Origin of the sequence: Pseudomonas sp. PB120, from assembly GCF_009761815.1 — a bacterium.
In the GTDB taxonomy this organism is placed as follows: domain Bacteria; phylum Pseudomonadota; class Gammaproteobacteria; order Pseudomonadales; family Pseudomonadaceae; genus Aquipseudomonas.
The window spans coordinates 26,918-41,538 of record NZ_RWIN01000142.1; the positions used below are offsets into that span (position 1 = coordinate 26,918).

A 14,621-nucleotide genomic window follows, 5' to 3' on the forward strand; every position below is an offset into this window, starting at 1 on the left:
AAGCTCGCTCCTACAAGGTTATCTGTGACGCTCTGCTTAGTTGTGAGCGTGCAGCGCTTCGTTCAGTTCGATCGCCGATTTGTGGGTTTTGCATTCCACGGCACCGGTTTCCGAATTGCGACGGAACAACAGGTCAGGCTGGCCCGCCAGTTCACGCGCCTTGACCACTTTGACCAGGTTGTTGTGCTCGTCCAGCAGCGCCACTTTGGTGCCGGCGGTCACGTACAGGCCCGATTCAACGGTGTTGCGGTCGCCCAACGGAATGCCGATACCGGCGTTGGCGCCGATCAGGCAGCCTTCGCCGACCTTGATCACAATGTTGCCGCCGCCCGACAGGGTACCCATCGTCGAGCAACCGCCGCCCAGGTCCGAGCCCTTGCCGACGAATACGCCAGCGGATACGCGGCCTTCGATCATGCCCGGGCCTTCGGTGCCGGCGTTGAAGTTGACGAAACCTTCGTGCATCACGGTGGTGCCTTCGCCCACGTAAGCGCCCAGACGGATACGCGCGGCGTCAGCGATACGTACGCCGGCCGGTACCACGTAGTCGGTCATTTTCGGGAACTTGTCCACCGAGAACACTTCCAGCAGCTCGCCGCGCAGACGGGCTTCCAGTTGATGCTCGGCCAGTTCGGCCAGGTCGATGGCACCTTGGCTGGTCCACGCCACGTTTGGCAGCAGCGGGAACACGCCGGCCAGGTTCAGGCCGTGCGGCTTGACCAGGCGGTGGGACAGCAAATGCAGCTTGAGGTAGGCCTCAGGCGTGGAAGTCAGCGGCGCGTCGTCGGCCAGGATGGTCGCGACCAGCGGCTTGTGGCTCTCGGCCAGACGGGTCAGCAGGGCAGCCTGGGCTGCGTCGACGCCTTTCAGCGCTTCTGCCAGTTGCGAGGCTTGAGCGGTGCTGAAGGCGATGGCCTGGTTGCCGTCGGTATAGCCCAGCACAGGGGCGATGGCCGCGACCAGTTCGGCCGAAGGATTGAGCAGCGGCTGTGCGTAAAACACTTCCAGCCATGCGCCCTGACGGTTTTGAGTGCCGACACCAAAGGCCAGGCTGAACGGGGTAGTGGACATGTGAATACCTCTAACAAAATTGAACGGGCTGGCTTACTTGAGCGCTGCCGCGTAGATATCTGGCTTGAAGCCAATCAGGGTTCGGTCACCGAGATCGAGCACCGGGCGCTTGATCATCGAGGGTTGTGCGAGCATCAATTCGATGGCTTTCGGCTGGTCGAGATCGGCTTTGCGTTCGTCGTCGAGTTTGCGAAAGGTCGTGCCTGCACGGTTCAACACCACTTGCCAGCCGTGCTCGTCGCACCATTGGGTCAGGTGTTCACGGTCGATTCCGGCCGTTTTGTAATCATGAAAGTCATAGGTGACAGCGTGTTCATCGAGCCAAGTGCGCGCCTTTTTCATGGTGTCGCAGGCTTTGATGCCGAAAAGGTGCAACGTTTTACTTGAAACGGTCAAGGAATTGCCCCCTTTACAGGTGCTGGAAAAAAAAGGTGAAGGATTATGCCATGACCATCCAGTTAAAACCCAAAACCCTGTACGAACCGAGCCTGCGACATTGGTGCAAAGGTCAGCCTGTAGTCTAAGCAGCTAATATGGCACTTCAATGCTGTCGATTGCCTGGGAACCCGCGCTTTATGCAAACCGCCTACACCGTCCTGATCATGTTGATGCTGGTTGGCGTTTCCCGCCTGATCGGACGCGTGATCCCGCTGCCCTTGCCGCTGGTGCAAATCGCCGCCGGGGCGTTGTTGGCGTGGCCGACGCTCGGTTTGCACGTTGCACTGGACCCGGAGTTGTTTCTGTTTTTGTTTCTGCCGCCGCTGCTGTTCTCCGACGGCTGGCGCATGCCCAAGCGCGAATTCTGGCGACTGCGCGGCCCGATCCTGACGTTAGCGGTCGGGTTGGTGCTGTTTACCGTGGTCGGCGCCGGTTACTTCATAAATTGGCTGATACCGGGCATTCCGCTGCCGGTGGCGTTTGCGCTGGCCGCTGTGCTGTCGCCAACTGACGCTGTGGCCGTTTCGGCCATCTCTCAGAACCGTTTGCCCACGCCGTTGATGCACATGCTGCAGGGCGAAGCGCTGATGAACGACGCTTCCGGCTTGGTGACCTTCAAATTTGCCTTGGCGGCGGCCGTGACCGGCATGTTCTCCCTGGCCAACGCCAGCCTGACCTTTGTTCTGGTGGCGGTCGGCGGGCTGGCCGTCGGGGTCGCGCTGAGCTGGCTGGTAGGGCGCTTGCGGGCGTGGATGATCGCTCGCGGCTGGGATGACCCGGCGACCCACGTCGTGTTCATGTTGCTGCTGCCGTTTGCCGCCTACGTGCTGGCTGAGCGCGTGGGCGCATCGGGCATTCTGTCGGCAGTGGCGGCGGGCATGATGCAGAGCTGGCTAGACCTGCTGCCACGCCAGACCAACACCCGGTTGCTCAATCGAAGTGTCTGGTCGTTGCTGGAATTTGCCTTCAACGGCCTGATTTTCCTGCTGCTGGGATTGCAATTGCCGGACATCATCAAGGCTGTGGCCAGTCACGAAACTTCGTTGTGGCCGACGCTGCTCTACCGTTGTCTGGATGTGTTGGCGATTTTCTGCGTGCTGCTGGTCTTGCGGTTTACCTGGGTGCAAAGCACTTGGCGACTGTCGGGTTTGTTGCGCCGACTGCGTGGGCAAGGGGCGATGACGCAGTTGCCTGACGCGCGTTCGTGCTGGTTGCTCACGATTGGCGGTGTGAGAGGGGCCGTCACGCTGGCGGGTGTGTTGTCCGTGCCGATGATGATGGGCGGTGATGAGTTTCCCGAGCGGGACTTGATGATTTTCATCGCCGCCGGGGTGATTCTGCTGTCGCTGATCGCCGCCTGCATAACCTTGCCGTTGTTGCTGCGCGGCATCGACAAAAGCCCTGACGACAAGCGTCGCAATGAAGTGCGTGAGGCCTGGCGCAAGACGGCCGAAGCGGCGATTCATGCACTGGAAGCGGAAGAGACCACCCCCCAGGACGCCGCGCAATCGGCGTTGGCGGCGGAGCTCAAGGCACGGCTGATGTCCGAGTATCGGCATCAACTGGAGGTGTTCAACGATTCGGCGGAAGCCCAGGCATTGGCGTTTGAAATGGACCTGCTGGAGCGACGTTTGCGCTTGAAGGCGCTGCGGGCGCAGCGCCTGGAACTGTACAAGCTCAGCCGTCACCACCAGATTGGTGATGACGTGTTGCGCGAGGTCTTAGGGGAGCTGGACTTGAGTGAAGCCAATCTGGGGCAGGTGAAATAACACCTGCCGTTGGAGTCACTTGCGGCGTTGAATGAACGCGCGAATGCGTTCTGCCGCTTCGACGCACTCGGCGAGTGGCGCAACCAGCGCCATGCGCACCCGACCGGCACCCGGATTAGCCCCGTCAACAGCACGGGACAGATACGAGCCCGGTACCACCGTCACGTGTTCTTCAACGAACAGATCACGGCAGAACGCCTCGTCATCGCCGTCGACGTTCGGCCACAGGTAGAAACCACCGTCCGGACGCTGCACATCCATCACCGGGCTGAGGATCTCCAGCACCGCGTCATACTTCTCGCGGTACAGCGCACGGTTGGCGCGCACATGCACTTCGTCGTTCCACGCGGCAACGCTGGCCAGTTGAGTCTGAACCGGCATCGCGCAGCCGTGGTAAGTGCGATACAGGAGGAAACCTTTGAGAATGTCCGCATCACCCGCCACGAAGCCTGACCGCAGGCCTGGCAGGTTCGAGCGCTTGGACAGGCTATGGAACACCACGCAACGCTTGAAGTCCTTGCGGCCCAGTTCCACGCAGGCACTGAGCAGGCCGGCGGGTGGGGTTTTCTCGTCGAAGTACAGCTCGCTGTAGCATTCGTCGGCGGCGATCACGAAGTCATGTTCGTCGGCCAGTGCGATCAGCTTCTTCAGCGTTTCGACCGGGATCAACGCGCCGGTCGGGTTGCCCGGCGAGCACAGGAACAGGATCTGGCAGCGTTTCCAGATGTCCGGCGACACGGCGTCGAAATCCGGGTTGAAGCCATTCTCATCCAGGCAGGGCAGGTAATGCGGCTTGGCGCCGGCCAGGAACGCAGCGCCTTCGTAGATCTGATAGAACGGGTTCGGGCTGACCACCAAGGCGTCGTCGCCACGGTTGACCACGGTCTGGGTGAACGCGAACAGCGCCTCACGCGTACCGTTGACCGGCAGCACGTTGCGCGCCGGGTCTAGCCAACCGTTCGGAACATTGAAACGACGCTCGCACCACGCCGCGATGGCTTCACGCAACGCCGGGATGCCGAGGGTGGTCGGGTATACAGCCATCTGATCCAGATTGCTTGCCAGCGCTTCGGCGACAAAGCTGGGCGAACGGTGCTTCGGCTCGCCGATGGACAGCGCGACTGGGCGCTTGTCAGGGTTTGGCGTGACGCTGCCGAGCAGGGCGCGGAGCTTCTCGAACGGGTAGGGCTGCAGCTGGGACAACGCGTTGTTCATCGGTCAATCTCGTTCGGTGTGGGGTGACGCCGGTCTCTGTAGGAGCGAGCTTGCTCGCGATGGTCGTCAATGTTAACCCGGGGCTCCTGATGCCCCGTGGTGTTTGTGCGTTCATCGCGAGCAAGCTCGCTCCTGCAAAGAGCCAGCGGATTCAGATACTGATGCGCGACAGTTTGATCTCGGGTTCCTGGCTGACGCTCAGCTGTTCGACGATCGCGTCCTGCAAGCGGCTGCACAGCAAGGGGTCGGACAACGGCTGATTGTTGGCGTCGGTGATAAAGAACACGTCTTCGACGCGCTCGCCCAGGGTTGCAATCTTGGCGTTCTGCAGCGACAGGTCGAACTCGAGGAAAATCGTGCCGATCCGTGCCAGCAGGCCCGGGCGATCCGGGGCGCTGAGTTCCAGTACCGTCACCGGCCGCTGGGCATCGTTGTGGATCGTCACTTGCGGCGCGAACGCGAAATGCTTGAGCTGGCGCGGTACACGACGCTGAATGATGGTCGGGTAATCGTCCGGGTTGCGCAGGGCTTCGGTCAGGCCATCACGGATCTGCTGGACCCGCGCCGGGTTATCGCCAATCGAATCGCCGTCGGTGTCGAGCACGATGTAGGTGTCGAGTGTGAACTGGCTGCTGGAGGTGATGACCCGGGCGTCGTGGATGTTCAGGTTGAGCTGGTCCATCGCGGCCACGGTCACGGCGAAGAAGTCGTGTTGGTCCGGTGCGTAGATGAAAATCTGCGTGCCGCCCTCGAACTCGCGCTGGGTGGTCTCTTTGATTAGCACCAGCGGCCCACCGTCGGCCGGCTGCTGGAGAATCGCGTCACTGTGCCAGGCCACATCGCCCGCGGTGTGACGCAGGAAATAGTCATCGCCCAATTGCGACCACAACTGCTCGACGTCGTCCGGATCTGTGCCGCCGCGTACCAGGATGTCCAGGGCTGCGCTTTGTGTCTGACGGATCTGCATTTCGCGATCCACCGGGTTTTCCAGGCCCCGGCGCAAGGCGCGCTTGGTCTCGGTGTAGAGCTGGCGCAACAGGCTGGCGCGCCAGGAGTTCCACAGCGTCGGATTGGTGGCGTTGATGTCGGCGACCGTCAGCACGTACAAATAGTCGAGGCGGGTTTCGTCGCCGACGATCTGTGCAAAATCGTGGATCACTTGCGGGTCGGACAAGTCCTTGCGCTGGGCTGTGGTCGACATCACCAGGTGGTTCTGCACCAGCCAGACGATCAGGCGGCTGTCCCACACGGGTAATTGGTGGCGCTGGCAAAACGCTTCGGCATCCACCGCGCCGATTTCCGAGTGATCGCCGTGCCGGCCCTTGCCGATGTCGTGGTACAGCCCGGCCAGGTAGATCAGCTCGGGCTTGGGCAGCTTGCCCATGAGCTTGCTGGCCAGCGGGAATTTTTCCGACACCTGCGTGTACTGCAACTTACGCAGGTGCTTGATCAGGTTCAGGGTGTGCGCGTCGACCGTATAGATATGAAACAGGTCATGCTGCATCTGCCCGACAATAAAGCCGAACTCCGGCAAATAACGCCCGAGGATGCCGTAGCGGTTCATCCGTCGCAGGTTGCGGTGAATGCCGATCTTGCACTTGAACAGCTCGATGAACAGGCTGGTGTTACGAATATCGTTGCGGAAATCATCGTCGATCAGGTGGCGGTGTTCGCGCAGCAGGCGAATGGTGTCGGCGCGCACGCCCTTGATTTCTGGCTGCTGGGCCATCAGGACGAAGATTTCGAGCATCGCGAACGGCGTGCGGCGGAACACATTGTCGTTGCGTGCCTCGATGTAGCCGTCGTGCAGCTGGAATCGCGAGTTGATCGGTTGCGGCGGCGCTTCATCTTCCGGCGCGAGGATGACTTCCTCGAAATGCTGGATGATCAGGTCGCTGAGCTGGGCAATGCTCATGACCACCCGATAGTACTGCTGCATGAAGTTTTCGATGGCTTGCTTGGCGTCATCGCCTGCAAAGCCCAGCAGCCCGGCAATCGAGCGCTGGTGATCGAACAGCAAGCGGTCTTCGGAACGGCCGGCGAGCATGTGCAGCGCGTAACGAACCTTCCACAGGAATTCCTGGGAGGACGCCAGCAGCGCGTTTTCGCTCTCGACCAGGAAGCCTTCGCCGGCCAGTGCCCGCAGGTTCAGGGTGCCGTATTCGCGACGGGCTACCCAAAGAATCGTCTGAATATCCCGTAGCCCGCCGGGCGAGCCTTTGACGTTGGGTTCCAGGTTGTATTCGGTGTCGTTGTACTTGTGGTGACGGGCCTTTTGCTCGGCGCGCTTGGCCAGGAAAAAGTCCTTGCTCGGCCACATGTGCGCGGTGCTGGTGACGTCCAGCATGCGCTGGCGCAACCGCTCGGGACCGCAGATGGTGCGGCTTTCCATCAGGTTGGTGACAACCGTGAGGTCGGCGCGGGCCTCGACGGCGCATTCGTCCACGGAGCGAACGCTCTGCCCGACTTCCAGGCCGATGTCCCACAGCAGCGTCAGAAAGCGCTCGATGGAATCGCGGAAAATTTCGTGATCGGCGCTGTCCAGCAGAATCAGCAGATCGATATCGGAATACGGATGCAGTTCACCGCGACCGTAGCCGCCGACCGCGACCAGCGCGATGTCGGCGTCTTCGCTCCAGTTGAACTGCTCCCAGGCCTTTTGCAGGATGTTGTCGACGAACCAGGCGCGATCCTCGATCAGCCGGCGAATCTCTCGGCCGCTGCGAAAGCGCCCGTCAAGGACCTCGCGGGCCTGGCGAATCGCCTTCTTGAAAGCTGCGATCGGGCTAGCCTTCAGGGCCAGTTCAGCCTGGAACTGGCCGCGGTCGAAGAGTTCTGGATCCACCTGCGGCATCGATTGGCTTTCCTTTCTATAAGGCTGGGTGCTGCCTGGGTCGGATCAGGCCGAAACGCGCGGGATGGTGTCATCGGCGCGCAAGGTGAAGATTTCGTAGCCGGTCTCGGTCACCACCAAGGTGTGTTCCCACTGCGCCGAGAGCTTGCGGTCCTTGGTGATGGCGGTCCAGCCATCGCCCAGCACCTTGGTGTCGGCCTTGCCCTGATTGATCATCGGTTCGATGGTGAACGTCATGCCCGCTTTCAGCTCCATGCCGGTGCCGGCGCGGCCGTAGTGCAGGATCTGCGGCTCTTCGTGGAACACCTTGCCGATGCCGTGGCCGCAGAATTCGCGAACCACCGAAAAACCGTTCTTTTCAGCGTGCTTCTGGATCACTTCGCCGATGTCGCCCAGGCGGCAGCCGGGTTTGACGATCTCGATGGCCTTGTACATGCATTCCTGGGTGACTTGCGACAGGCGCTCAGCCCAGACCGGCACGCTGCCGACGTGGAACATGCGGCTGGTGTCGCCGTGGTAACCGTCCTTGATGACGGTGACGTCGATGTTCAGGGTGTCGCCATCTTTCAACGGCTTTTCGTTCGGAATGCCGTGGCAGACCACGTGGTTGATCGAGGTACAGATCGACTTCGGGTAGCCCTTGTAATTGAGCGGGGCAGGGATGGCCTGCTGCACGTTGACGATGTAGTCGTGGCAGATACGGTCCAGTTCTTCGGTCGTGATGCCTGGCTTGACATGTTCGGCAATCATTTCAAGCACGTCGGCGGCCAGTTTGCCGGCGACACGCATTTTTGCGATGTCCTCTGGCGTTTTGAGTGTGACGGTCATACAGGCTCTCTCTGCGCTCGATGGCGCTTGCTAAGACGGAATGGGCGTTGCGCGATCGATCGTGACGGCCCTGAAAAAGGCGATTCTAACAGACGAACAGCGCAAATCTGACCCTCTGTGCATCGCTTCTCTCTATAGATTGGCGCATTCTTGAGCGATTCCAAGGGCTGCTGGAGGGCATGCGTCAGGAATTGAGAATCCGGGTTCCGTTTTTTGCAACCTTGTGATATAAAATGCGCCGCTTTCCGGGGATACCCCGAAAGGCTTAAATCCACACACGTGTCGACACGATGACCTGGGTGCCTTCAGCTGATGCTGCTGGTTGGTCATTGGGATACGTGGAGGCCAAACCCGACTTATTAAGGAACTATCATGTCCCAAGTCAACATGCGCGATATGCTGAAGGCCGGTGTGCACTTCGGTCACCAGACCCGTTACTGGAACCCGAAAATGGGTAAGTACATTTTCGGCGCTCGTAACAAGATTCACATCATCAACCTTGAAAAAACCCTGCCAATGTTCAACGAAGCTCTGACTTTCGTAGAGCGCCTGGCCCAGGGCAAAAACAAGATTCTGTTCGTCGGCACCAAGCGTTCCGCTGGCAAGATCGTTGCTGAAGAAGCAGCACGTTGCGGTTCGCCGTACGTCGATCACCGCTGGTTGGGCGGCATGCTGACCAACTTCAAAACCATCCGTGCTTCCATCAAGCGTCTGCGTGACCTTGAAGTACAAGCCGAAGACGGTACTTTCGCCAAGCTGACCAAGAAAGAAGCGCTGATGCGCTCCCGCGATCTTGAGAAGCTGGATCGTTCCCTGGGTGGTATCAAGGACATGGGCGGTCTGCCAGACGCTCTGTTCGTTATCGACGTTGATCACGAGCGCATCGCGATCACCGAAGCCAACAAGCTGGGCATCCCGGTTATCGGCGTAGTCGATACCAACAGCAGCCCGGAAGGCGTTGACTACATCATCCCAGGCAACGATGACGCAATCCGCGCTATCCAGCTGTACATGGGTTCGATGGCTGACGCTGTAATCCGCGGTCGCAACCACGTTGCTGGCGGCACCGAGCAGTTCGTTGAAGAAGCTCCGGTAGCAGCGGCTGAGTAATTGACGCCTTGGCGTTGACTCAGTAAGCAAAAAGGGGGCTTGGCCCCCTTTTTGCCACCTCGAAAACCGTTTGTCCGGTGGCGCAATTACAGCATTTGTAACTTGCAGCTGCTATCAACGGTGGTTCGGGAAGAATTGATCGCCCGTTCGATCGGGTGGAATGGTTGAAAACCTATCCAAGAGGATTTTTGAAATGGCAGAGATTACTGCAGCGTTGGTCAAAGAACTGCGCGAGCGTACCGGCGAAGGCATGATGGACTGCAAAAAGGCCTTGACCAAGGCCGGCGGCGACATCGAAAAAGCCATTGATGACATGCGTGCTTCGGGCGCCATCAAGGCTGCCAAGAAAGCTGGCAACGTTGCCGCTGAAGGCGCTATCGCTCTGAAAGAAGACGGTAAATCCGCCGTTCTGTTGGAAGTGAACTCGCAGACCGACTTCCTGGCCCTGCAAGACGACTTCAAGGCATTCGTTGCTGCCAGCGTTGAAAAAGCATTCGCTGACAAGCTGACTGATGTTGCTCCGCTGATCGAAGCTCAAGAAGCTGCTCGCCTGGTACTGGTCGGCAAGGTTGGCGAAAACGTCAACATCCGTCGCCTGGCACGCGTTGAAGGTGATGTTGTTGGTGGTTACCTGCACGGCAACAAAATCGGTGTTGCAGTTGTCCTGAAAGGCGGCGACGTCGAGCTGGCCAAAGACATCGCCATGCACGTAGCGGCAAGCAATCCTGAGTTCCTGCTGCCTTCGGAAGTTTCTGCCGAAGCGATCGAGCGCGAAAAAGCTGTGTTCCTGCAGCTGAACGAAGAAAAAATCAAAGGCAAGCCAGAAAACATTGTTGAGAACATGGTCAAAGGCCGTATCAGCAAGTTCCTGGCCGAAGCAAGCCTGGTTGAGCAGGCGTTCGTCAAGAACCCTGAAATCAAGGTTGGCGAACTGGCCAAGAAAGCCGGTGCTGAAATCGTTTCCTTCACCTACTTCAAAGTAGGCGAAGGTATCGAGAAGCCGGTCGACAACTTCGCTGAAGAAGTTGCTGCCCAGCTGGCTGCCGCCAAGCAATAAGACGGTTTTTTAACTGTCGCCCTGAAGAGGCTGCCCGCTTACGCGCGCAGCCTCTTTTCAGATGGGGTGCCAATTTTTAATTGGTTTCCTTTTGGAACTGGCTTACAAAGCCATGTTCCGATGGCGCTGAAGCAGCGCCAAGCTAGAGTGAACGCCAGCTGTAAAGCAGCTCGCAAAGAATTTTTAAAATACGCCGCAGGAGAGATTCGCAATGGCTCAGCAGGGCAGTGGTTATCAGGCTCGCTATAAACGCATTCTACTCAAGCTTAGCGGCGAGGCCCTGATGGGCTCGGAAGAGTTCGGGATCGATCCGAAAGTTCTGGATCGCATGGCGCTGGAAGTTGGCCAACTGGTCGGCATCGGCGTTCAGGTCGGTCTGGTGATCGGCGGCGGCAACCTGTTCCGCGGTGCAGCGCTGAGCGCGGCCGGCATGGATCGGGTAACCGGCGACCACATGGGCATGCTGGCCACTGTGATGAACGCCCTGGCCATGCGCGATGCGCTGGAACGTGCCAATATCTCGGCCATCGTGATGTCGGCCATTTCCATGGTTGGCGTGACCGATCACTATGATCGCCGCAAAGCCATGCGCCACCTGAATTCCAAGGAAGTCGTGATTTTCGCGGCCGGTACCGGTAATCCATTCTTCACCACGGATTCCGCCGCTTGCCTGCGAGCGATCGAAATCGACGCCGATGTCGTGCTCAAGGCAACCAAGGTCGATGGCGTCTACACCGCTGACCCATTCAAAGACCCGCATGCAGAGAAGTTCGATCATCTGACTTACGATGAAGTGCTGGATCGCAAGCTGGGCGTGATGGACCTGACTGCCATTTGCCTGTGCCGCGACCACAAGATGCCGCTGCGCGTATTTAACATGAACAAGCCCGGTGCCCTGCTGAATATCGTCCACGGCGGCGCTGAAGGGACCCTGATCGAGGAAGGCCAACAATGATCAACGAAATCAAGAAAGACGCTCAAGAGCGTATGCAGAAATCCCTGGATTCTCTGGCCCATGCATTCGGCCAGATTCGTACAGGCAAGGCACACCCGAGCATTCTGGGTAGCGTGATGGTGCCGTATTACGGCACAGACACTTCTATTACCCAAGTTGCCAACATCACCGTAAAAGACTCCCGCACCCTGCAAGTCGTGGCTTTCGAGCGCAATATGCTTGGCGCTGTCGACAAGGCTATCCAAAGCGCTGGTCTGAACCTCAATCCGACCAACCTTGGCGAGCTGCTGCTGATCTCCATGCCGGCACTGACCGAAGAGACCCGCAAAGGTTTTACCAAGCAGGCGCGTAGCGCTGCTGAAGACGCTCGTGTGGCGGTACGTAATATCCGTCGCGATGCGTTGGGAGAACTGAAGAAGCTGGTGAAAGACAAGGAAATCAGCGAAGACGAAGAGCGTCGTGCCGCAGCCGATATCCAGAAGTTGACTGACAAGGCCGAGGCGGATATCGACTCCGCCACCAAGGCAAAAGAAGCGGACCTGATGGCCGTATAAGGGTCGCGTTTTCATGGATAAGACCAAGCAGACTGCGCCGTCCGCGGTGCCGCGCCATGTCGCGATCATCATGGATGGTAACAATCGCTGGGCGAAAAAACGCTTTATGCCGGGTGTTGCCGGGCATAAAGCGGGTGTCGATGCCGTTCGTGCGGTCATTGAGGTGTGTGCCGAGGCCAAGGTCGAAGTGTTGACCCTGTTTGCCTTCTCCAGTGAGAACTGGCAGCGCCCGGCCGACGAAGTCAGTGCCTTGATGGACCTGTTCTTCAAGGCCTTGCGTCGCGAGGCCAAGCGCCTGAACGAAAACAACATCAGTTTGCGCATCATTGGCGATCGCTCGCGCTTTCACCCGGAGCTTCAGGCCGCGATGCGCGAGGCTGAAGCAATGACGGCGGGCACCAATCGCTTCATTCTGCAGATTGCCGCAAACTACGGCGGTCAGTGGGATATCGCGCAAGCGGCACAGCGCCTGGCGCGTGAAGTTCAGGCCGGGCACCTGCGTCCGGAGGACATCACGCCGGAGCTGTTGCAGACCTGTCTGTCCACCGGCGACCTGCCGTTGCCGGACTTGTGCATTCGTACCGGCGGTGAACATCGCATCAGTAACTTCCTGCTGTGGCAACTGGCTTACGCCGAGTTGTACTTCTCCGACCTGTTCTGGCCGGACTTCAAACACGATGCCATGCGTAACGCGCTGGCCGATTTCGCTTCTCGCCAGCGCCGCTTCGGTAAAACGAGCGAGCAGGTCGAGGCTGGAGCCCGGGTTTAATGCTTAAACAACGAATCATCACGGCACTGATCCTTCTGCCGATTGCCCTGTGCGGGTTTTTTCTGCTCGAAGGTTCGGGTTTTGCGCTGTTCATAGGCCTGGTCGTGACCCTCGGTGCCTGGGAATGGGCGCGCCTGGCGGGCTTCACGGCGCAGCCGATCCGCGTAGCCTTTGCGGCAATCGTCGCGTTGATGCTGTTCGTCATGTACATCCTGCCGGGGCTCGCGCCTTGGGTGCTCGGGGCTTCGGTGCTGTGGTGGGGCGTTGCGACTTATCTGGTGCTGACCTACCCGCGCTCCAGTGAGCACTGGGCCAGCGCTGCCTGCAAACTGGTCATCGGCCTGCTGATCCTGCTGCCGGCCTGGCAAGGTCTGGTTCAAATCAAGCAGGAGCCTTTGGGCAACTGGTTGATCATGGCGGTGATGGTTCTGGTCTGGGGTGCCGATATTGGCGCTTACTTTTCCGGTCGGGCGTTCGGCAAGCGCAAGCTGGCACCGCAAGTCAGTCCTGGTAAAAGCTGGGAAGGCGTGTACGGCGGCTTGCTGCTGAGTCTGGTGATCACGGCAGTGGTCGGTTTCGTGCGTGACTGGAGCTTCGCTCAGTTGCTGATGGGCTTGATTGGGGCCGCTGTAGTCGTGTTCATTTCGGTGATCGGCGACCTGACGGAAAGCATGTTCAAGCGTCAGTCGGGCATCAAGGACAGCAGTAACCTGCTTCCGGGCCATGGCGGCGTGCTGGACCGTATCGACAGCCTGACCGCAGCGATTCCAGTGTTTGCCGTATTGCTGTGGATGGCGGCATCGTGAGCCGCCCACAACAGATCACCGTTCTGGGGGCGACCGGCTCGATCGGCCTTAGTACGCTCGATGTCATCGCGCGTCATCCCCAGCGCTATCAGGTCTTTGCCCTGAGTGGTTTCTCTCGCTTGAGTGAGCTGTTGGCGCTGTGCGTCAAGCACTCGCCACGGTTCGCCGTGGTGCCTGAAGCGGTCGTCGCCCGAACCCTGCAGGACGACCTGCGCGCGGCCGGTCTGTCGACCCGTGTGCTGGTCGGGGAGGAGGGCCTGTGTCAGGTCGCCTCCGATCCTGAAGTCGACGCGGTCATGGCTGCAATCGTGGGGGCTGCGGGCTTGCGTCCGACCCTGGCGGCGGTCGAAGCTGGCAAGAAGATTCTCCTGGCTAACAAAGAAGCACTGGTGATGTCCGGTGCTTTGTTCATGCAGGCGGTGCGCAAAAGCGGTTCGGTGCTGTTGCCGATCGACAGCGAGCACAACGCGATTTTCCAGTGCATGCCACAGGATTTCGCCCGTGGTCTGGGGGCGGTCGGTGTGCGGCGGATCTTGCTTACGGCCTCTGGCGGTCCGTTCCGACAGACGCCGATGGCTGAACTGGCGCATGTTACCCCTGAGCAGGCGTGTGCCCACCCGAACTGGTCGATGGGGCGCAAAATCTCGGTCGATTCGGCCAGCATGATGAACAAAGGGCTGGAATTGATCGAAGCCTGTTGGCTGTTCGATGCCAAGCCAGCCCAGGTCGAAGTGGTGATTCACCCGCAGAGCGTGATCCATTCGCTGGTCGATTACATCGACGGTTCGGTATTGGCGCAGTTGGGTAACCCGGATATGCGCACCCCGATTGCCAACGCGCTGGCCTGGCCGGAGCGAATCGATTCGGGTGTTGCACCGCTGGACCTTTTTGCCATTGCGCGCCTGGACTTCCAGGCCCCCGATGAAACGCGGTTCCCTTGCCTGCGGCTGGCGCGTCAAGCTGCCGAAGCGGGTGATAGCGCGCCGGCCATGCTGAATGCGGCGAATGAAGTGGCGGTTGCGGCCTTTCTCGACGGGCGGGTTCGTTACCCGGAAATCGCGAGTATCATCGAAGAAGTCCTGGGGCTCGAACCGGTTGTTGCGGTGAACGATCTCGAGGCGGTGTTCACGGCCGACGCGAAAGCACGAGTACTGGCCGGTCAGTGGTTGAGTCGTCACGGGCGATAGGTGCTGCA

13 protein-coding genes are annotated in these 14,621 nt (G+C 59.5%); 8 read left to right on the forward strand and 5 right to left on the reverse strand.

Translation table 11 applies throughout. The features are described from left to right. Positions 1-36 precede the first annotated feature (36 nt). Complete coding sequence (gene dapD, locus EJA72_RS25930; protein ID WP_157714735.1) at positions 37-1,071, reverse strand: 2,3,4,5-tetrahydropyridine-2,6-dicarboxylate N-succinyltransferase; 1,035 nt, start codon at positions 1,069-1,071, stop codon at positions 37-39. 33 nt (positions 1,072-1,104) lie between these two features. Continuing rightward, positions 1,105-1,467: an ArsC family reductase gene (locus EJA72_RS25935; RefSeq protein ID WP_157714736.1), complete on the reverse strand. Its 363-nt coding sequence runs from the start codon at positions 1,465-1,467 to the stop codon at positions 1,105-1,107. A 179-nt stretch (positions 1,468-1,646) separates the two neighbouring features. On the opposite strand from EJA72_RS25935, the gene EJA72_RS25940 reads away from it, so the two are divergent. Next, on the forward strand, positions 1,647-3,278 hold the full coding sequence (locus EJA72_RS25940) for a Na+/H+ antiporter (protein ID WP_157714737.1): 1,632 nt from the start codon (positions 1,647-1,649) through the stop codon (positions 3,276-3,278). A 15-nt stretch (positions 3,279-3,293) separates the two neighbouring features. Here the strand turns inward: EJA72_RS25940 and dapC are convergent, their stop codons facing one another. From dapC to map, 3 genes are all read right to left on the reverse strand, one after another. Next, the gene (gene dapC / locus EJA72_RS25945; protein ID WP_157714738.1) at positions 3,294-4,493 is read right to left on the reverse strand and encodes a succinyldiaminopimelate transaminase; all 1,200 of its coding nucleotides are present in this window, start codon (positions 4,491-4,493) and stop codon (positions 3,294-3,296) included. Between the two features lie 151 nt (positions 4,494-4,644). Continuing rightward, entirely contained in the window at positions 4,645-7,347 is a 2,703-nt protein-coding gene (locus EJA72_RS25950) for a [protein-PII] uridylyltransferase (RefSeq protein WP_157714739.1), read from the reverse strand. 45 nt (positions 7,348-7,392) lie between these two features. Further along, entirely contained in the window at positions 7,393-8,175 is a 783-nt protein-coding gene (gene map, locus EJA72_RS25955; protein ID WP_157714740.1) for a type I methionyl aminopeptidase, read from the reverse strand. A gap of 372 nt (positions 8,176-8,547) precedes the next feature. Here map and rpsB point away from each other — a divergent pair, with 372 nt between their 5' ends. The 7 genes from rpsB to ispC all read left to right on the forward strand — a co-directional run bounded on the left by rpsB (position 8,548) and on the right by ispC (position 14,613). After that, entirely contained in the window at positions 8,548-9,285 is a 738-nt protein-coding gene (gene rpsB / locus EJA72_RS25960) for a 30S ribosomal protein S2 (protein WP_003189158.1), read from the forward strand. Between the two features lie 193 nt (positions 9,286-9,478). After that, positions 9,479-10,342, forward strand: a complete 864-nt coding sequence (gene tsf, locus EJA72_RS25965; RefSeq protein ID WP_157714741.1) for a translation elongation factor Ts — start codon at positions 9,479-9,481, stop codon at positions 10,340-10,342. A gap of 211 nt (positions 10,343-10,553) precedes the next feature. Continuing rightward, the gene (pyrH, locus tag EJA72_RS25970) at positions 10,554-11,297 is read left to right on the forward strand and encodes a UMP kinase (RefSeq protein ID WP_003189161.1); all 744 of its coding nucleotides are present in this window, start codon (positions 10,554-10,556) and stop codon (positions 11,295-11,297) included. Next, on the forward strand, positions 11,294-11,851 hold the full coding sequence (gene frr / locus EJA72_RS25975) for a ribosome recycling factor (RefSeq protein WP_157714742.1): 558 nt from the start codon (positions 11,294-11,296) through the stop codon (positions 11,849-11,851). Before pyrH ends, frr begins: the two co-directional genes overlap by 4 nt. A 13-nt stretch (positions 11,852-11,864) precedes the next feature. Continuing rightward, positions 11,865-12,620, forward strand: coding sequence for a polyprenyl diphosphate synthase (uppS, locus tag EJA72_RS25980; RefSeq protein ID WP_157714743.1), 756 nt, complete (start codon positions 11,865-11,867; stop codon positions 12,618-12,620). Further along, on the forward strand, positions 12,620-13,426 hold the full coding sequence (locus EJA72_RS25985) for a phosphatidate cytidylyltransferase (RefSeq protein ID WP_157714744.1): 807 nt from the start codon (positions 12,620-12,622) through the stop codon (positions 13,424-13,426). Before uppS ends, EJA72_RS25985 begins: the two co-directional genes overlap by 1 nt. Next, positions 13,423-14,613, forward strand: coding sequence for a 1-deoxy-D-xylulose-5-phosphate reductoisomerase (gene ispC / locus EJA72_RS25990; protein WP_178129590.1), 1,191 nt, complete (start codon positions 13,423-13,425; stop codon positions 14,611-14,613). Before EJA72_RS25985 ends, ispC begins: the two co-directional genes overlap by 4 nt. Positions 14,614-14,621: the final 8 nt, after the last annotated feature.